The organism is Desulfocastanea catecholica (assembly GCF_054657295.1).
This window is the reverse complement of the sequence record NZ_BAAHYZ010000001.1, coordinates 249,633-267,957: the sequence shown is the minus strand read 5'-3', so window position 1 is coordinate 267,957 and position 18,325 is coordinate 249,633. Positions and strand designations below refer to the sequence as shown.

Annotated in this window: 12 protein-coding genes; all 12 read left to right on the top strand. The window is 54.0% G+C overall.

Going from position 1 to position 18,325, the window contains the following annotated elements; genetic code table 11:
* Positions 1 to 643: 643 nt before the first annotated feature.
* The 12 genes from ACYQ8U_RS01190 (at position 644) to ACYQ8U_RS01135 (ending at position 18,304) form a co-directional block, all read left to right on the top strand.
* Positions 644 to 2,491, top strand: coding sequence for an AMP-dependent synthetase/ligase (locus tag ACYQ8U_RS01190; protein ID WP_459943672.1), 1,848 nt, complete (start codon positions 644 to 646; stop codon positions 2,489 to 2,491).
* Positions 2,492 to 2,503: 12 nt separating this feature from the next.
* On the top strand, positions 2,504 to 4,891 hold the full coding sequence (locus tag ACYQ8U_RS01185) for a 3-hydroxyacyl-CoA dehydrogenase/enoyl-CoA hydratase family protein (RefSeq protein ID WP_459943671.1): 2,388 nt from the start codon (positions 2,504 to 2,506) through the stop codon (positions 4,889 to 4,891).
* Between the two features lie 53 nt (positions 4,892 to 4,944).
* Positions 4,945 to 6,117: a thiolase family protein gene (locus ACYQ8U_RS01180; protein WP_459943670.1), complete on the top strand. Its 1,173-nt coding sequence runs from the start codon at positions 4,945 to 4,947 to the stop codon at positions 6,115 to 6,117.
* A gap of 16 nt (positions 6,118 to 6,133) precedes the next feature.
* A complete protein-coding gene (locus ACYQ8U_RS01175) occupies positions 6,134 to 7,912 on the top strand; it encodes an acyl-CoA dehydrogenase family protein (RefSeq protein ID WP_459943669.1) in 1,779 nt (592 codons plus the stop codon).
* Positions 7,913 to 8,013: 101 nt separating this feature from the next.
* Entirely contained in the window at positions 8,014 to 8,961 is a 948-nt protein-coding gene (locus tag ACYQ8U_RS01170; protein ID WP_459943668.1) for an MBL fold metallo-hydrolase, read from the top strand.
* A 35-nt stretch (positions 8,962 to 8,996) separates the two neighbouring features.
* Positions 8,997 to 11,000: an FAD-dependent oxidoreductase gene (locus ACYQ8U_RS01165; RefSeq protein WP_459943667.1), complete on the top strand. Its 2,004-nt coding sequence runs from the start codon at positions 8,997 to 8,999 to the stop codon at positions 10,998 to 11,000.
* A 15-nt stretch (positions 11,001 to 11,015) separates the two neighbouring features.
* A complete protein-coding gene (locus tag ACYQ8U_RS01160) occupies positions 11,016 to 12,716 on the top strand; it encodes an acyl-CoA dehydrogenase family protein (RefSeq protein WP_459943666.1) in 1,701 nt (566 codons plus the stop codon).
* A gap of 26 nt (positions 12,717 to 12,742) precedes the next feature.
* Positions 12,743 to 13,921, top strand: coding sequence for a 4Fe-4S dicluster-binding protein (locus tag ACYQ8U_RS01155; RefSeq protein WP_459943665.1), 1,179 nt, complete (start codon positions 12,743 to 12,745; stop codon positions 13,919 to 13,921).
* A 416-nt stretch (positions 13,922 to 14,337) separates the two neighbouring features.
* The gene (locus tag ACYQ8U_RS01150; protein ID WP_459943664.1) at positions 14,338 to 15,264 is read left to right on the top strand and encodes a mechanosensitive ion channel family protein; all 927 of its coding nucleotides are present in this window, start codon (positions 14,338 to 14,340) and stop codon (positions 15,262 to 15,264) included.
* A gap of 102 nt (positions 15,265 to 15,366) precedes the next feature.
* The gene (locus ACYQ8U_RS01145; protein ID WP_459943663.1) at positions 15,367 to 17,484 is read left to right on the top strand and encodes an LTA synthase family protein; all 2,118 of its coding nucleotides are present in this window, start codon (positions 15,367 to 15,369) and stop codon (positions 17,482 to 17,484) included.
* A gap of 46 nt (positions 17,485 to 17,530) precedes the next feature.
* Positions 17,531 to 17,836 (top strand): putative quinol monooxygenase, encoded by a 306-nt coding sequence (locus ACYQ8U_RS01140; RefSeq protein WP_459943662.1) that lies wholly within the window; start codon positions 17,531 to 17,533, stop codon positions 17,834 to 17,836.
* A 12-nt stretch (positions 17,837 to 17,848) separates the two neighbouring features.
* A complete protein-coding gene (locus ACYQ8U_RS01135; protein ID WP_459943661.1) occupies positions 17,849 to 18,304 on the top strand; it encodes a YaiI/YqxD family protein in 456 nt (151 codons plus the stop codon).
* Positions 18,305 to 18,325: the final 21 nt, after the last annotated feature.

The following is an 18,325-nucleotide window of genomic DNA, read 5'->3' as shown; positions in this document are numbered from 1 at the left end:
CCCAGTGGCTCGATTCCTGGCTCGATTCCGGGCCAGGCCCGAAAGACGGTGGGGTTGATAGCCATGCCGTCACCCCCACACCGGTGCCCATGCGTCGCATGGGCACTTCTTTGCGACTGTGCCGCAGTCGATCACCCAGGAGGTTGTCCGAAAATGCCCTTTTCCCCCATCTCTGGTTTATTTTCAGAAAATCAATGCTCGCAATATCAAATATATGGCTGTGCTTGATTTCCTGAAAATGCCTTGATCTGAGACAAAATGGCTATTCTCGGACAACCTCCTAGCAGCAATACGGGTTGTCCCTCTGCCCCAATCCAGTGCAGCAACCATCTTTACGTAAAAGGTCGATTGTTTTTTCGTAATTGTTGGCATCAGTTTGATCAATACCGGCAGGTGCGTGGTAAAAAATAAACCCTGCTGTTTTTTTGATAACATGTTGTTATAATATGTAAACGATCACTGGTCTTGTGATTGTATTTTTCATTTACCCTCTGTTTTCAGCAGGATGACTGATATAAAGAATTTCTTGATTTGATGTTGACTTAAACGTTAAGGTAAGTTATAAATGGCGACGTAAGGTTATTTAACGTAAACGTTATAGGCGATGTGTCAGCATGAACAGTTCTTGGGGAGAAAGAAAAGTATGAACATAATGTCATATCAGTCGATCCCGGCAGTACTCAAAGATAATGCCCGCAAGTACAGCAAAAAGACCGCGATCAGTTACAAAAAAAAGGGCGTTTACCTGTCCCTGACCTATGAGGAGTTCTACGAGAGGGTTCTCATGCTGGCGCGGGGATTGGCCAAGGCGGGGCTGGTGCCCGGCGACAAGGTGGCGATTTTTTCAGAGAATCGCCTGGGATGGGCCATCTCTGATTTCGGCATACAGAGTGCGGGTGGCATTACTGTGCCGATCTATGCTACCAACACTGCTAAGCAGGCGGCATATATCCTCAATCATTGTGAGGCAAATATTGTCTTCTGCTCCACCAAAGGCCAGTATGAAAAGCTCTACTCTGTAAAGGACCAGCTGCCGCATCTGGAGCAGGTTTTTTCCTATGAACGGTTCATGGGGCACCGCTCCTTTCCCGTCTCCACCCAGTATCAGCTGTCTGAAGTCGATACCCCCTTGACTGAGGAGGAGAAACGGCAGATCGAGGAGCAGATCGACAGGATTACCCAGGATGACATTATCACCATCATCTACACCTCGGGAACGACCGGGGTGCCGAAAGGGGTGCTGCTCAGCCAGCGTAATATCATGATCAATGCCGAGTATGGTCTGCAGCAGCTCGGCATGCCGCAGAAAGATGAGACAACCCTCAGCTTCCTGCCGCTCAGTCATGTACTGGAGAGGACCGCCGGCTATTACGTGACCCTGATGAACGGCAACCATATCGCTTTCGCCGAAAACGCCGCGGCGGTTATGGAGAATATGGCCGAAGTTCGCCCGACGACGATGGTCAGTGTGCCGAGGCTGTTTGAAAAAATTTATTCCAAGGTTTATGAAAGCGTCAACAAGATGCCTCCCTTGCGCCAAAAAATATTTCATCAGGCAATGGAGGTTGGTCGGGACTATGTCAATAAAAAATATGTCACCAACGAGCCGCTTGGACTGCTGAATTTCAAATACAAACTGTACGACCGGCTGGTCTTCAAGAAAATTCGCGCCAGATTCGGCGGCAGGCTGAACTACTTCCTCTGCGGCGGCGCGCCGCTGGACAAAACCATCAACGAGTTCATGTGGATCATCGGCCTGCCGGTCTTCAATGGCTACGGCCTGACCGAGACCAGCCCCGGGGTGGCCATCAGCGGTGTCGGCATGGTGCGCTTTGATTCGGTCGGCAAGGCCCTGCGCGAAACGGAACTTAAACTGGCACCGGACGGCGAGCTGCTGGTCAAGGGACCTCAGGTGATGCTCGGCTATTATAACAATGATCAGGCGACCATGGAGACCTTTGAGGACGGCTGGTTCAAGACCGGCGATATTGCCGAAATCGATGAACAGGGTTTCGTCTATATCGTTGATCGCAAAAAAGAGCTGATTGTCACTGCCGGCGGGAAGAACATCGCCCCACAGCCGATTGAAAATGAACTGAAGCTCGATAAGTATATCTCCCAGGCCATCGTTTTTGGCGATCGTAAACCCTATCTGGTGGCGGTTATCACGCCCAATATCGAAAGTCTTATCGATTTTGCCCAGAAAGAAAAAATCAGCTACATCGATATCGACGAGCTGGTGCAGAACGCCAAAGTGAAGGAGCTGTACGCCGGGCATATCAAAGAGCTGAATAAGAATTATCCTCCCTACAAGACGATAAAATATTTCGCCGTCGTGCCGAGTGATTTCTCGATCGAAGGCGGAGAACTCACTCCCACCCTGAAACTGAAACGCAAGTTCATCCTCGAAAAATATCAAAATATTATCGAGGATCTCTATGTATCGACAGCTAAAGGCAATGGGGTTATTACCCAGCAAGTAAAAAATTAATGGAGAGACAACATGAGGCAAATTAATCGAGTAGCCGTGCTTGGCGCCGGAGTTATGGGGGCGACCATTGCCGCCCATCTGGCCAATGCGGGATTGGAAATTCTTTTGCTTGATATCGTTCCGAAGGAATTGGACAAGCAGGAAGCAGCAAAGGGTTTAACGCTGGACAGCCCGGTGGTGCGCAACCGCATCGCCCAGAATGGCCTGCAGGGATTGCTGAAGATGAAACCGGCGCCTTTTTATCTCACTGAATATGCCGGCCAGATCCAGGTGGGCAATCTAGAGGATGACCTGGAAAAATTAACAGGATGTGACTGGGTTATCGAGGTCGTCATCGAATATATGCCGATCAAACTCGAGCTGCTGAAAAAACTCGTGCCGCACCTTGCCCCGGGGGCCATCCTCACCACCAATACCAGCGGTCTTTCGGTGAACGAGATGGCGGCGGTACTGCCCGACGAGGTGCGCAAAAATTTCCTCGCCACCCACTTTTTCAATCCGCCGCGCTATATGCGGCTGATGGAGATCGTTCCCTGCCGGGAAACCGATCCGGTGGTCATGAAGGGGCTGGCCGATTTTATCAGCAAAAGGCTGGGCAAAGGCATTGTCTATGCCAAGGATACCACCAATTTCATCGCCAACAGAATCGGTACCTATGCCATCTATAAGGGTATCCAGCATATGGTCGAGATGGGCATGACCGTGGAGGAGGTCGATGCCGTAGCCGGTCCGGCCACCGCCCGGCCAAAGAGTGCGGCCTTTCGCACCGCCGATCTGGTCGGCCTGGACACGCTGGCCCATGTCGGCAACAACTCCCACGATCTGCTGCCCGATGATGAAGAACGCGAGGTGTTCAAATTGCCCGCCTTTATGAAAAAAATGATCGACAACAAGCAGCTGGGTAATAAAACCAGACAGGGCTTTTATAAAAAAGATGTGGTCGACGGCAAGAAACAGATCCTGTACTACGATTACACCAGTGGTGAGTACAAACCTCTGGCCAAACCGAAATTCGCCTCGGTGATGATGGTCAAGCAGGTGGATGATCCGGGCCAGAAGGTGAAAATGGTCGTCGGCGCCAAGGATAAAGGCGCCGAGTTTGCCTGGAAGAGTATCCGCGACACCTTGATTTATACGGTCAATCGTATCCCGGAGATCGCCGACGATGTGGTCAATGTCGACAATGCCATGCGCTGGGGCTTTAACTGGGAAATCGGCCCGTTTGAAATGCTTGATGCGATCGGCGTGCCGGCCTTTGTCAAACGGGCGGAAAAAGATGGCGTCAAGGTGCCGGCAGGCCTTAGCGGCGTGGAGAGCTTCTACAGGTTTAATGCTGATGGGCAGAAAGAATACTATGACCTGTCGAAAAAACAATACCTGCCCGTCCCGGTGAAAGAGGGACAGATCCAGCTGCAGATCCTCAAAAAAGCCGGCAGGGTTGTCGAGAAGAACGCCAACTGCTCGGTGGTCGATCTGGGCGACGGCGTCTTTGGTTTTGAGTTCCACTCGAAGATGAATTCCATCAGCGGCGACATCCTGGCCATGACCCATAAGGCCATCAAGCGGGCCGAGGAAGAGGGTGTCGGCCTGGTCCTCGGCAACCATGGCACCAATTTCTCGGTCGGCGCCAACCTGATGATGGTGGCGGTGGCCCTTGCCGAGGGGGCCTATGACGATATCAATATGTCCGTTCGGGCCTTCCAGAAGGCAACCATGGCGATAAAATATGCCAAGGTGCCGGTGGTTGCCGCACCGTTCAACATGGCCCTTGGCGGCGGGGCGGAGTTCTGCCTGCACTCCGATGCCATCAACGCCCATGCCGAGACCTATATGGGCCTGGTCGAGATCGGCGTGGGGCTTTTGCCCGCCGGCGGCGGCACCAAGGAGATGAGTCTCAGAGCCATCGAGCTGGCGCAGCAGAACAAGGCCGATGTCCAGCCGTTTATCATCAAAAACTTCGAGCAGCTGGCCATGGCCAAGGTGTCCATGGGCGCGGCCGAACTGTTCGGCATGGACTATATGCGCCACGGCGATTCGATCACCATGGATATCGACCGGCTTATCGGCGATGCCAAACAGAAGGTGCTGGCGCTGGCGGTCAATTATCGACCGAAGCGGCCGGTTGAAAACATCCCGGCGCCCGGCCGTGGCATTGCCGCGGCTATCAAGAGCCAGCTGTGGAATATGCAGATGGGGAAATTTATAACCGAATATGAAGCGGAAATGGGCACAATCATTGCCCAGGTGATGTGTGGCGGCGATGTCAACCCCGGTACCCTGATCACCGAGGAGTACCTGCTGCAGCTGGAACGGGAGAATTTCCTCAAGCTGTGCGGCAACAAGAAGACCGCCGAGCGGATCCAGCATATGCTGAAGACCGGCAAACCGCTGCGCAACTAACCGAGAAATTCTTGCACTAAAACAAGAAATTCATTTCTTATAGGGAAATCGATATGAAAAAAGCATATATACTGGCCAGTTACAGGACGCCCGGCTGCCGGGCAAACAAAGGAAAATTCAAGGACATGCGGCCGGATGAGCTGGCGTCTCTGGCGATAAAAGGACTGGTTGAGCGCACCGGGATCGATCCGGCTTCGGTCGGCGATGTCTATCTTGGCTGCGCCTTTCCGGAAGCGGAACAGGGCATGAATATCGGCCGGATTGCCGCGCTGCGCGCCGGCCTGCCGATAGAGGTGCCGGGCCAGACCATCAACCGTTTCTGCTCTTCCGGGCTGCAGGCAATCTCCCTGGCCGCTGAACGGGTCATGTGCGGCTTTGCCGACTGTATTGTCGCCGGCGGCGTCGAGTCCATGTCCTGTGTGCCCCTTGGCGGTTTGAAGTACAGCGCCAACCCGGGTCTGATGGCTGACTGGCCGGAGGCCTATTCCTCGATGGGGGTCACCGCCGAGCTGGTCGCCGAGAGATACGGTATTGACAAACTGGCCATGGACACCTTTGCCGTCGCCAGCAACGCCAAGGCTGCGGCCGCCATCGAAGCGGGACGCTTTGCCGATGAGATTATCCCGGTCGAAATTGAAAAAGACATGCTGGTCGACGGCAAGATCAAAAGAGTGAAAGAGCTGGTCACCGTCGATGACGGTGTCAGAGCCGGGACGACCCTGGAGAGTCTGGCCAAGGTGCGGCCGGCCTTTAAAATAGGTGGCCCGGTAACCGCGGGCAACTCCTCGCAGATGACCGACGGAGCGGCGGTGGCCCTGGTTGTCTCCGAAGAGTATCTGGAAAAGCTTGGCAAGAGCCCGATGGCCCGTTTTCTTGCCTTCTCGGCCACCGGCTGCGCCCCTGAGGTCATGGGTATCGGGCCGATTACCGCCATCCCGGCGGCGCTGAAACTGGCCGGACTGCAGCTGGAAGATATCGAGCTGATCGAGCTCAACGAGGCTTTTGCCGCCCAGTCTCTGGCCGTTATAAAAACCCTCGGTCTCAATCAGGACATCATCAACGTCAACGGCGGCGCCATTGCCCTGGGCCATCCGCTGGGATGCACCGGTGCGAAGCTGACCACCACCCTGCTGCATGAGATGGGCCGTAGAAAACTGCGTTACGGGCTTGTTTCCATGTGTATCGGCGGGGGCATGGGTGCCGCTGGTATTTTTGAAAAATTATAATGAAAAGGTGACTACAATGGCAGAAAAAATATTGAATGGCGGTGAATATCTGATTGTCGAGACCCCCTGCGCGGATGTCTTTACCCCGGAGGACTTCACCGATGAGCAGCGGCAGATGGGCGAGACCACCGAGCAGTTTGTAACGAATGAGATCGTGCCGAATATCGAAGAGATCGATAAGCAGAACTTTGATCTGGTTGTCAAAAACATGAAAAAATGCGGCGAGCTGGGCCTGCTGATGATGGACGCCCCGGAAGAATATGGCGGACTGGAACTGGACAAGGCCTCGACCATGCTGGTCAGTGAGAAGATTTCCTTTGGTGGTTCCTTTTCCGTGGCCTATTCCGCCCACTCAGGGATCGGCACCCTGCCCCTGGTCTATTACGGAACAGCGGCACAGAAGGACCAATACCTGGGGAAAATCATTTCCGGGGAATGGTGTGCCGCCTATTGTCTCACCGAGCCCGGTTCCGGCAGTGACGCCCTTGGCGCCCAGGCCTCGGCGGTCCTCTCCGAAGACGGCAAACACTATATCCTCAACGGCACCAAGCAATTTATCACCAACGGCGGGTTCGCCCAGCTGTATACCATCTTTGCCAAGATCGACAAGGAGCATTTCACCGCCTTTCTCGTCGAGAGAAGCTTTCCGGGCCTGATTGTCGGCGCCGAAGAGAAAAAACTCGGTATCAAGGGCTCCTCGACGACCCAGATCATCCTCGACAACTGCATGGTGCCGGTGGAAAACCTGCTCGGCGAGAAGGGCAAGGGTCATAAGATCGCCTTCAACGTTCTGAACATCGGTCGCTTTAAGCTCGGGGCCGGGGTCTGCGGCGCCTCGAAAATGGCCTTGATCGAAGGTATTAAATACGCCAACGAGCGCAAGCAGTTCAATACGCCGATCAGCCAGTTTGGCGCGATTTCCCAGAAGATTGCCGATCTGAGCGCCTCCATATTTGCCTCGGAGTCTCTGGTCTACCGCCTGGCCGGGCTGTTGGACGATAAAATAGCCACCATCGAAAAGGGCATCGACAACTATTACGAAGAGTATCTGAAAGGCATCGAGGAATATGCCTCGGAATGCGGTATCGCCAAGGTTTTCTGCAGTGAAGTTCTGGCCAGAACCGTCGATGAGGTGCTGCAGATCCATGGCGGCTATGGATTTGTCGCCGATTATCCGGCGGAGCGCTTCTACCGCGATGAACGGATCAACCGTATCTTCGAAGGTACCAATGAGATCAACCGTCTGCTTATCCCCGGCATGATTCTGCGTAAGGCAATGAAGGGCGAGCTGCCCCTGCAGCGCGAGGCGATGAAGGCCTTCGAATCGTTGATGACGCCGAGTTTCGAGGAACTGGACGAGTCGATTCCTTATGTCAAGGAAAAGGCCCTGATCAAAAATCTGAAGACCCTGTTCCTCATCCTGTCCGGTGCCGGGGTACAGAAGTTTATGGATAAACTGGCCAATGAGCAGGAAATTCTCATGGCGGCCGCCGATATCGCCATTCAGATCTTTGCGCTGGAGAGTACGGTGCTGCGGGCGGAAAAAAGTTATGGTAAAGTCAGTGCGGAGAAGCAGCAACTGCTCGACGCGGCGGTGAAAATATTTGCCTTCGAGGCCTCCGAGAACGCCGGCAGTGCAGCGAGAAAAGGTGCCTTTTTTATCGAGGAAGGAGATACCCTGACCATGATCCTGTCCGGGATCAGGCGTTTTGCCAAGTACGATGCCACCGGCCTGCTGGCCGCCAAGCGGACCTTGGCCAAAGCGGCCTGCGAGGCGGAAAAATATGTCTTCTAGGTTGTAAAAGTAAGCCGGTGCCCGCCTGGTTGGTGCGGACGGGCACCGGTTCCTGTTGTCCCCCAATGCAGTTTATGCGGCGTCGCGATCCCGCAGTCGATATGACGAAGCTTACCCAACATACCATAAATACTCCCTATCCGGTCGGTTCCGTCCATTGTTACACCGGCGTAATCGCCGGGGAACTGGTCCTTTTTGATACCGGGCCCCCGACGCCGGAGGGGCGGCGGTACCTGCTGGAAAATATCGATCTGGCGCAGCTCAAACACATCTGTATCACCCACTGCCATATCGACCACTACGGCCAGGCCCACTGGCTGGAGAAAAATTGCCGGGCCACGCTCTACCTGCCGTACCGGGATTGCCTGAAGCTCACCGGGCACAATCGGCGCATGGGCGAAATGTATCAGCTGCTTGGCGATGTGGGCTTCGATAAGGCCTATCTTGATCGGTTGCAGCAGATCTTTGACAGCGGCGTGCTGTTTCCTCCCTTTCCCAAGCAGTTTCTTGTGGCGGAAGAGGACCTTCCGGCGCGGCTGGGCATCGAGATGCTCGCCTGTCCCGGCCATTCGCAGAGTGATCTTGTCTACGTCGGCGAAGATTGGGCGGTAACCGGAGACACCCTGCTGCGCGGGGTTTTTCAGTCGCCGGTACTCGATGTCGATCTGGAGACCGGCGGGCGATTTAAAAACTATGAGGCCTACTGCGGATCGATTGTCAAGCTTGCCGGGCTGGAGGGGAAAACCATCTTGCCGGCCCACCGGAAGAGGGTCGAGAGTGTTAAAAAGGTGCTGGTTTTTTATATCTCAAAAATGCTCGGCAGGGCTGAACAGCTCTCTCCCTACCGGGCGGAAGAGAATGTCATGCACTTGATAGATACGCTGCTCGAGGGACGGATGAAAGAGATCTTCCCCATCTATCTCAAGGCCTCGGAAATTATTTTTATGAAGGATTTTCTCAACCAGCCGGAGCTGCTGCGCCGGGCGCTTGAGCAAATCGGTCTGTTCGATGAGGTTGCCGGTTTGTTTCATGCGGCTATCTCGGGTTAAAAAGTTGAGGAGTCTCTTCAAGGAGAACACACATCATGTCGGATCCGCTGTTTCGATCAATCTTCATAGGGGCGGTCGAGCTGAAAAATCGCATTTTCATGCCGGCCATGCACCTGAATATGTGCAAAAATTTTCTGGTAACCGAGCAGTTGATCGAGTTTTACCGGGAGCGGGCCAAGGGGGGAGCCGGCCTGATCAGTGTCGGCTATGCCACCATCGATGAACTGTCCGGCAACCCGGGCAATATCGGCGCCCATCTTGATGCGCATGTGCCGGGGCTTACCGCGCTTGCCGCAGCCATTCATGACGGCGGGGCGAAGGCCACTGTGCAGCTCAATCATGCCGGTCGCTATAATGCCTCGTTTTTTCTCGGCGGCAAAAAACCGGTTGCCCCATCTCCGGTACCCTGTCGCATGACCAGGGAAACCCCGGAAGAGCTCAGCCTGCAGCAGATCGCCGCAACTATCCGCCGCTTTGGCGAGGCGGCCGATCGGGTGCGGCAGGCGGGTTTTGATCTGGTGGAGATTCTCGCCGGCACCGGTTATCTGATCAGTGAATTCCTCTCGCCGCTCACCAACAAAAGAACGGATGACTACGGCGGCAGCCTGGAAAACCGTATGCGCTTTGGCCTGGAGGTTATCGGGGAGATAAAGAGCAGGCTTGGTCACAGTTTTCCCATCCTCGTCCGCCTCAACGGTAATGATTTCATGGCAGGGGGCATCGGTCCCGGGGAATTGCTCGAATTCGCCGTCGCCCTCGAGCGGGCCAGTGTCGATGCCCTGTGCGTCAATGTCGGCTGGCATGAAGCCCAGGTGCCGCAGATTGTCACCAAGGTGCCTCGAGGCGTCTTTGCCTATCTGGCCCGCGACATGAAGAAAAGGGTGTTCATCCCGGTTATCGCCAGCCACCGGATCAACGATCCGAAAATAGCCAGGCTGCTCATTTCGCAGAATTTCTGTGACATGGTGGCCATCGGCCGGGCGCTGATTGCCGACCCATGGTTTCCGGAAAAGGCCCGCACCGGCAGGGAGGACGAGATTGTCCACTGTGTCGCCTGCGGCCAGGGCTGCTTTGACAATATTTTCAAGATGAAGCCGGTGGAATGTCTCTGCAATCCACGGGCAGGCCATGAGTATGAAGCGACGCCGGCAAAGACCGCCCAGGCCAGAAAAGTGCTGGTCGTTGGCGGCGGGGTTGCCGGCATGTCCGCGGCTCTTGCCGCGGCGGAACAGGGGCACCGGGTCCGTCTCTATGAGCAGCGACTGCAGCTGGGAGGACAATTGCATCTGGCCGGAGCGCCTCCCGGCCGGGGGGAGTTTGTCGTTTTCGGCGATGATCTTGCCCATCAGCTGGCTGTCCATGATATCACCGTGCTGCTGAACAGCTCGGTGGATAGAGAGGTGCTTGTCCGCGAGCAGCCGGACCAGCTGATTCTGGCCACCGGCGGCGAGCCGGTGACTCCGGCCATTGCCGGGGTCGACGGCGACAACGTCGTGCAGGCCTGGGATGTCCTGGCTGGAAAAGTCGAAACAGGGCGAAAGGTAGTTATTATCGGCGGTGGTGCCGTCGGCATCGAAACCGCTTTGCTGCTCGCCGAGCAGGGTACATTGTCCGGCGAAGAGCTGAAGTTTCTCCTCGTCAATGGGGCGGTTACTCCGGAAAAACTCTATCAACTGGCCACCGAGGGCACAAAAGAACTGGTGGTCGTCGAGATGGCCGGAACTCTTGGCGCCAATTTCGGCAAGTCAACCCGCTGGGGCATGCTGCAGGATGTCAGCCGGTTGGGGATAAAAACCCTCATGCAGGCCAAGGTCCTGGAGATCCAGGACGATGGGGTGCGTATTGAACTCGGCGGCGAGGAACAACTCCTGCCGGCCGACAGTGTTGTTCTGGCGGTGGGCACCAGGTCGGCGAATCCCCTGGAGAAAGTGGCCGTCGAGCTGGGTATTCCCTGTCAGGTGGTTGGTGACGCGCTGGCGCCGGGAACGGTCTTTGAGGCGAATCATCAGGGCTATAATGCCGGAAAAAACCTTGTTTAACTGAAGGAGCTACAGGTGTTATTACTCAACCCGAAAAAATATGAACGATTCCATGCCGATGACGTATCGCGGCAACTTGTCCTGAAGACGATCGATTTTTTTGAGAAAAAAGGTTTGAAAAAGATCAAGGAAGATGATCAGTCGATGGTCTGGTACGAGGATTTTCTCGACTTCATCAAAAAAGAGAAAATCTTTGCCCACTTTCTTACCCCTGCAGCCTACAGCAGGGACGGCGGCCGCTGGGACATGTACCGCATCAGCGAGTTCAACGAAATTCTTGGTTTTTATGGACTCTGCTACTGGTACGCCTGGCAGGTGACTATCCTTGGGCTTGGACCGATCTGGATGGGCAATAACGAAGCGGTAAAGAAAAAGACCGCCGGATTGCTCGCCGAAGGCGGAATTTTTGCCTTCGGGCTTTCCGAGAAGTGTCACGGTGCCGATCTTTATTCCAGTGAGATGCTGCTCATCCCCCAGGATGACGGCAGCTATCTGGCCCGCGGCTCGAAATACTATATCGGCAACGGCAATTGCGCCGCCCTGGTTTCGACCTTTGCCAAGATTGCCGGAACCGGCGAGTATGTCTTCTTCGTCGTCGATCCAAAGCATGAGAGGTACGAATGCGTCAAGAAGATCGACACCTCCGGCGTGCGCCAGGCCTATGTCGCGGAATACGCCCTGCACGACTACCCGATCACCGAGGACGACATCCTTTCCCGGGGCGAGCATGCCTGGAACTCCTCACTCAATACCATTAATATCGGCAAGTTTGAGCTGGGCTGTGCCTCCATCGGCATCGGCACGCACTGTTTCTACGAGGCCTTAAACCATGCGGCCGGCCGCAGTCTCTATGGCCGCTATGTCACCGATTTCCCGCATGTGAAAAAACTGTTTACCGAGAGTTACGCCCGGCTGCTCGCCATGAAACTTTTTGCCTTTCGGGCAGCGGATTACATGCGCAGCGCCTCGGATGAGGATCGGCGCTATCTACTTTTTAATCCGGTGGTGAAGATGAAGGTGACCGGTCAGGGCGAAAAGGTGGTGGCACTGCTGCATGAGGTCATTGCCGCCAAGGGCTACGAGCAGGACACCTATTTTGAAATGGCCCTCCGAGATATCGGCATGTTGCCGAAACTGGAAGGGACCGAGCATGTCAACATGGCGCTGATCATCAAGTTTGTCAAAAACTACTTCTTTCAGCCGGTCGACTATGCCGAGATCCCCCAGAGAAAAGAGGCCGGGGATGATAGCTATCTTTTTCAGCAGAAGACCGGCAGCCTGGCGAGTATCCGTTTCCCGGAGTATCGTCTGGCCTATAAGGATGTTGATGGTGCAAATGTCCTGGTATTCAAGGAACAGATGGAACTGTTTCGCACGCTGTTGATCAGCGCCCCGCCGAGCCAGGAGCAGGCAAAAAATATTGATTATATGCTCGCGGCGGGCGAGCTGTTTACCCTTATCGTCTATGCCCAGCTGATTCTGGAGAACAGCAGAATTTATGGCACCGGCAAGGATGTGCTGGAACAGATCTTCACCTTTCTGGTCAAGGATTATTCGGCTTTTGCCCTGCAGATGATTCTCAGCCATGATAATTCCGCCGAGCAGGAAGAGATTTTCCACAAAATGATTAAAAAACCTGTTAAAGATGGTGACGGATTTGAGCGGGTGTGGGATAGTGTCCATGCTTTAAAAGACCAGTATGTCATGAACGAGTGATTTGAAAAGGCACTGAAGGAATAAAAATGGGGCATCACCTCGACGGAAAAAGCAACATCGTACCACTCATCGACCGGCTGAATAAATATCCCATCGGTCTGCCCGATACCGATAAGCTGCGCCGGATTCTGGCAATCCTGTTTTCCGAAGATGAGGCCTATGTCGCTTCCCGTTTTCCGCTTACCGAGGCCACCCTGCCGGAGCTGGTCAAGGCCACCGCCTGGGAAGCCGAAAGGCTGAAGGACCAGCTTGAGGCGATGGCCGAAAAAGGTCTGGTGATGGATACCACCTACGGTGGCAAAACCTATTATCTGCTGATGCCCGGGCTTATCGGTTTTTTTGAGTTCAGCTTCATGAAGCAGCGCAACGATCTGCCGGTGGCCGAGCTGGCCCAGCTCATGCACGAATATCTCTACGGCGACCCAGACCAGCAGATGGGCCGCGAGTTTTTCGGCAGCAAGACGCCGCTCACCCGCACCTTGCCGTATGAGGAGCATATTCCAGTCGACTCCCAGGTGGCGACCTATGAAAGCGCCAGGGAGATCATCAAGGGGGCAAGCTATGGCGCCATCGGCATGTGCTACTGCCGGCACAAAAAAGAGCATCTTAACCAGAGCTGCGATAAAAACGCCCCGACCAAAGAAATCTGCATCTCCCTCGGCACCGCCGCCAAATTCATGGTGCGCCGGGGCTTTGCCGAACAGCGCAGCAAGGAACAGTTGCTGGCCATCCTGGCCCAGGCCAGAGATCTGAAGTTGACCCATATTACCGACAATATCCGCCACAAGCCGTCGTTTATCTGTAACTGCTGCTCCTGTTGCTGTGAGCTGCTCGGTGGGGTGAATCAGGGCTTTCCCATGGGCATAGCCAAGACCAACTATACCCTGCAGATCGACAGCGAGACCTGTATCGGCTGCGGGCTGTGCAAAAAGGCCTGTAACGTTACCGCGCTCGAACTGCTTGACGTTGAAAATGGTCGGAAAAAGAAGCGGATGCAGGTCCTTTTCGACAACTGCCTCGGCTGCGGCGCCTGTATCAGCAGCTGCCCGACCGGCTCTCTGTCCCTCATTCCGGCGCAGCGGCCGGAGATTCCCGAGAAAAAAAAGGATCTCTTTCAACAGATCCTTAAAGAAAAAAAACGGTTGACACCTTTTGTCATCAGCGGCATAAAAAAGAAGATCAGCCGTGCACTAAGAATGGGGTAGATAACAACTGGGGTTTATCTACCTTTAATAGCGTCTCGGACTTCGCGACGGTCCGAGACGCTATTTTTTAGTTTACCTATTGCAAAAGAACTATTATTTATGGCAGCCTGAAAATTCGTCCAGCGCATGGAAGACGGTAAAGCCATTATCTCAAAACCTGTTACATTCACAGTAAAATCTCACCCAAAAAACTGTTCCGCCGGACGCGCATGAAGCACGCGCCGGTAAGCCGCGCCTTAGGTAACTCTCGGTTGGCACCGCGCTCGACCAGAGAGTATTCTTACCGACGCATAGAGCAAACCTGAAGCGTTCCCCTTGTCAATGTCGGCTTTTTGCTGTTGGTTATGCAGAGAGAATCACGCCTTGCCCTGCAGCAATGCCGGCGACCTGAATAATCAACTGCCAGGAGGAGACTGATGAATATAGTTGAAGATTTGTTAAGGGAATTTAACTGGGACGTCATAATCAAGACCGGATTGCGCCTTTTCATTATGATGTTCCTTGCCTGGATTGTCATGAAGGTGCTGCAAAAATCTCTGTATCGCCTGGAAAACCGTCTGATCTTGAAAAGCGTCGAAGAAGGAGAACCGCCTTCGGAGTCGCAGAAACGAATTGAGACGATTGTCCGTTTGATAAAGCAAGGGGTGTTCCTGGCTTTCTATCTGACCTTCGGCTTGGTGATTTTAAAGGAATTCGGCGTGGAAGTGGCACCCATTCTGGCCAGTGCCGGGGTGGTTGGCCTGGCGGTCGGTTTTGGCGCGCAAAACCTGGTTCGTGATGTTATTGCCGGTTTTTTTATTATCCTGGAGAACCAGATACGGGTCGGTTCCGTGGCCATTGTCAACGGAACCGGGGGGCTCGTTGAACATATTAATTTTCGTACCACTGTGCTCCGGGACCAGGCCGGGGTGGTGCATATTTTTCCCAATGGCAGTATTGCGACGCTCAGCAACCTGACCAGCGAATGGTCGGCGTACGTTTTTGATATCGGTGTTGCTTATGGGGAAGACATCGATCAGGTTATTGAAATCATCAGAGAGGTGGGCAGAACACTGCGCGAAGATGACAGGTTCGCTAGATCCATTCTCGAGGATATCGATATTTTCGGCGTGGACAACCTGGGTGAATCCGCGGTTATTATCAAGGGCAGAATAAAGACCAAACCGATCCGACAGTGGGAAGTCGGCCGTGAATTTTTACGAAGAATTAAATACGCCTTTGATAAAAATAATATTGAGATACCTTTTCCGCATCGATCGGTGTATTTTGGAGAGAAAAGCAAAGCATTTCATGTGCAATTGCTGGAGAAAATGCATGAGCAGGGGGCAGGTCGCACCTCTTGACAGGAGCAACGTCCCGTTTTTAAATATGTGTCAACCTGTTGAGCCATCAGCAGCCTGTCAGATGTTGCGATCTGGCCCTTCTTCCCTTCGGAGCAGAACACCTTGAGGTCGATATTATTACCGGTTTTTCTCGCCATACCATGCTTTTTCCCTGCCGGCTGGCGACTGTTTAACCACACCTTTACCCAGCCGGCCGGACTCCTGTCAGACATAAGTATTGCCTTCATCCTCTATGGCCTGGTATGGCTAAGTCCGCGCTGGCTCAAAGCTTTTCTGCTTATTATCTGGGCGCTGATGCAGATCATGTCGCAGGAACTGTTGGCGGCAATGCAGCGTCTGCCCTCCTGGCAGGATCTGCAGTACCTGGTTGATCCGACATTTGTCAAGAACACCACGGCAGGTTTTCATCTGGCCCATCCTGGTTATGTCCTGGCGTTTCTGCTCGTCACGGTAGTCGCGGCAGTGCTGCCGGTGCGCCGTCCCGGCTGGGGGAAGATCATAGCCTGCCTGCTCGCCGGTTTTTTGCTGCTCGGCCTGCATTCTCCCGTCAGTCGAGCCTTGAGTGACCAGAGTGTTGCCGCCCGGTATAATGCACTGCAGTGGCTCATCACTGATGCCTCGGCCAAGTTGTTTTCCGGCAAGGGTACCGGGCTGAGCGCTGCTGATCTGCCGCAGAATCTTCGAACTGTTGATCTGGAGGGCAAAAAACTGCTGCCGGGGGAGAAGGGCAGGGCTAAAAATGTCCTTATTGTTATCCTGGAAGGTATTCCCGGCATCTATTTTCCGGAAATCAGAGAACAGATGGGGGTCGCCGGAAAGATGTATCAGATGGACAAGCTTGCCGCGAGTACCACGGATGGCATGCTGGTGGCGGATTTTGTCGATCATAGTCATCAGACCATCCGGGGCCTGTATGCCCTGCATTGCGGCGATTTCAGTAAGTTTTCCTATGAGATGCCCAAGGCCATGGAGCTGCAGGACAACCCGGAGAGAGCCGCCGAATGTCTGCCTGCGCAAATGAGCACGCAGGGATGGCAGAGCCACTACCTGCAGGGAGCCGGTCTGCAGTTCATGAACAAGGAACGAGCCATGCCGGCCATGGGCTTTCAGCATGTCCATGGCGTCGAGTGGTTTACCGAACGAACCGACAACGATTTTATCTGGGGAACCAGCGATGCTGACTTCTTTACCGGGGCGAGAAAATACATCGGCAAGCTGCAGGCGGCGAAGGAACCATGGCTGTTGTCGCTGCTGACCGTTGCCACCCACCAACCCTTTGCCGCCACCGATGCCCAGGCGGAAAAACATGGCTCACGAAAAATTGCCACCGTCGCCCTGCTCGATGAGGCGGTTGCGACATTTATCGACCGACTGCGGCAGGATGGGGTGCTCGACGACACGCTGGTGATCATTACCTCCGACGAATCCCATGGCGAAGAAGGTGCCGACTGGTACAGCAGCTGGGGGTTTGCCATCGTCCTGGCCCCGGAACAGGAAAATCTGCCGCGCATCAAGAAGGGGACCTACGGTCTGGTGGATATCGAGGCCTCGGTTCTCGACTATGTGAACCTGCCGATGCCGCCATCAATCATCGGCAGAAGCATCTTTCGTGACTATAGCACCGGGCGCGACATGATTTCCTATACCAGCAGCAAATTGCGCTGGCAGACGGCAGATAACACCCTTTTTGAGTGCGGCCGGGACAATAACTGCAGAGAAATGAAGGGCGGGAGAATTATCGGGCCGCGGCCTGAAAAATTTGAAGAGGATAGGGAAAACAGTGCCGAACGTTTGTTTGGTCTGGCAACCGTTCTCGATCATAAGGTCTCCAGCCAGAAAAAACAGCAGGTACTGCAGTTTGCCGATGGCGAGATCCGCAAGCTTCCGGAAAAGGTCAAAAGTGAATGGACGGATAACCTGATTGGTGCGCAGTATCTCGATTTCCCGCCAAAATCCACCGTCCATGTGGATATTCGGTTGAAAGCCGTGGCCGTACAGGAAGAGGGGGTTCAGCTGAAACTCACCCTCCGTCAGTTTGAAAAGGAGGTGACGACAATTGATTATCCACCGTTTCCGCTCCTGCGCACCGGGGAAGAGAGCCATATAGAGTTTGATTTTGACAACCCTCAGGCCAGACAGGCGTTTTCATTTCACCTGGTTGGCGAGGGTCGCGATTCGACGATCCGGTTTGAAAAATTCGCCGTTACCATCCAGCGGTAACTTTTTACGACGCCATCAAAATTTACATACCAAAGGAAAAGCTCAGATGATATACGTCATTGCCTCGATACATATTAAAGAAGGGCGTAAGATGGAATTTATAGATATTTTTAAGGCCAATATTCCTCAGGTTCTTGCAGAAAAGGGCTGTATTGAATACGCCCCGACCGTCGACGTCCCCACCGGCTTGGCTGCACAGGAACTGAACGCGGATGTTGTCACAATAGTTGAGAAGTGGGACGATCTGGACGCTTTACGGGCGCATATGGCGGCGCCGCATATGCAGGCATACCAGAAGAAGGTAAAGGATATTGTCGAAAAGGTAACCTTGAGGGTACTGGAAAGAGCATAAAGTAGGATAATAATGAAAATTTGGGTGGACGCCGATGCCTGTCCGGTGGTCATTAAAGACATTTTATTCAAAGCGGCGGAACGTACCGGGGTAGGGGTGACGCTGGTGGCTAATCGGCCCGTGCGTATCCCGTCTTCGCGTTATGTTACCTTCGTTCAGGTCTTTGCCGGTCTGGATGTCGCCGACAATGAGATCGTCAAACGACTTGTGGCCGGGGATCTGGTTGTCACGGCAGATATTCCGCTCGCCGCGAATGTCATCGAAAAGGGAGGCGCTGCGCTTAATCCACGCGGCGAGCTGTATTCGGCCGAGAATATCAGGGCACGTTTGAGTGTCAGAGATTTTATGGAGACGCTGCGGGCCGGCGGAATAGATACCGGTGGGCCGCCAGTGTTAAATAAAAATGACCGGCAGAATTTTGCCAATCAGCTGGATAGGTTTTTAACAAGACATCGAAGAAACGCCTAGCAGCCTTCCTTTACCGCCTTT

What these genes read in the sequence shown, in the direction of transcription:
- ACYQ8U_RS01135 (WP_459943661.1), top strand. Translation starts at nt 17,849, where the DNA reads ATGAAAATTTGGGTGGACGCCGATGCCTGTCCGGTGGTCATTAAAGAC.
- ACYQ8U_RS01180 (WP_459943670.1), top strand. Translation starts at nt 4,945, where the DNA reads ATGAAAAAAGCATATATACTGGCCAGTTACAGGACGCCCGGCTGCCGG.
- ACYQ8U_RS01190 (WP_459943672.1), top strand. Translation starts at nt 644, where the DNA reads ATGAACATAATGTCATATCAGTCGATCCCGGCAGTACTCAAAGATAAT.
- ACYQ8U_RS01185 (WP_459943671.1), top strand. Translation starts at nt 2,504, where the DNA reads ATGAGGCAAATTAATCGAGTAGCCGTGCTTGGCGCCGGAGTTATGGGG.
- ACYQ8U_RS01150 (WP_459943664.1), top strand. Translation starts at nt 14,338, where the DNA reads ATGAATATAGTTGAAGATTTGTTAAGGGAATTTAACTGGGACGTCATA.
- ACYQ8U_RS01155 (WP_459943665.1), top strand. Translation starts at nt 12,743, where the DNA reads ATGGGGCATCACCTCGACGGAAAAAGCAACATCGTACCACTCATCGAC.
- ACYQ8U_RS01140 (WP_459943662.1), top strand. Translation starts at nt 17,531, where the DNA reads ATGATATACGTCATTGCCTCGATACATATTAAAGAAGGGCGTAAGATG.
- ACYQ8U_RS01175 (WP_459943669.1), top strand. Translation starts at nt 6,134, where the DNA reads ATGGCAGAAAAAATATTGAATGGCGGTGAATATCTGATTGTCGAGACC.
- ACYQ8U_RS01165 (WP_459943667.1), top strand. Translation starts at nt 8,997, where the DNA reads ATGTCGGATCCGCTGTTTCGATCAATCTTCATAGGGGCGGTCGAGCTG.
- ACYQ8U_RS01170 (WP_459943668.1), top strand. Translation starts at nt 8,014, where the DNA reads ATGACGAAGCTTACCCAACATACCATAAATACTCCCTATCCGGTCGGT.